Annotated in this window: 1 protein-coding gene; it reads right to left on the reverse strand. The window is 58.1% G+C overall.

All coding sequences use genetic code 11. From position 1 onward, the window contains the following. A partial coding sequence (locus NS334_RS17040) for a hypothetical protein (RefSeq protein WP_153002830.1) occupies positions 1 to 611 on the reverse strand: 611 nt, incomplete at its 3' end. Positions 612 to 676: the final 65 nt, after the last annotated feature.

Raw genomic sequence — 676 nt, forward strand, 5'->3', positions numbered from 1 at the left:
CGACTCCGGGGTGGCCCGGGAGATACCCTGTCAACATCGACCGTCAAGTACGGCACATTTCGAGCACCAGGAATGAGCTTCATGGCGAGCCCATGCGCGACCACGGCCGTTGAGTACTCCCTGATGACTTGCAGCATGGCAGCGCCACCGGCATCGTCGCAGACACAATAGACGCCCGGATCAGGACATTCCGAGCAGAAATTCCATTTTCCCAGCGCCATGTTTTTTTCGCGCGTTCTGTGGTCTGCGCCATATGCGTAGGTATAGAGCCGTTTCCCGGCCTGCCGATAGATTTCCATCTCGCGCACCGCAATTCCGAAGCGGGGACTGCCGTAGCCACCTGCCGGCTCGATGATGCCGCGATCGTTGTAGAGATGAAAAAAATCGAAGTTGGCGATCGCCCAGATCAGCATGAGCCATCGAAACAGGAACCAGTCCTCGCCCCGCTCGGCCACGAGGCGCGCTTGAATTTCAGAGCATACAAAATCGAAATTCGAAGACGTATGGTACGTCGTAAACACGAGCGAGCGCGCATTGACGCCCAAGGCACGGTCTGCGGCGACGCCCGAAGTCAGATTGACGATCGGCGTGACCCCCCAGAGCGAATTCATCTCTCCGCTCCGCAAGCGATCCTCAGTGATCGCGCGACAATCGGCGACGAGAGCATCCCAGAAGT

It is taken from the genome of Sphingomonas endophytica, from assembly GCF_001476895.1.
Lineage (GTDB): Bacteria > Pseudomonadota > Alphaproteobacteria > Sphingomonadales > Sphingomonadaceae > Sphingomonas > Sphingomonas endophytica_A.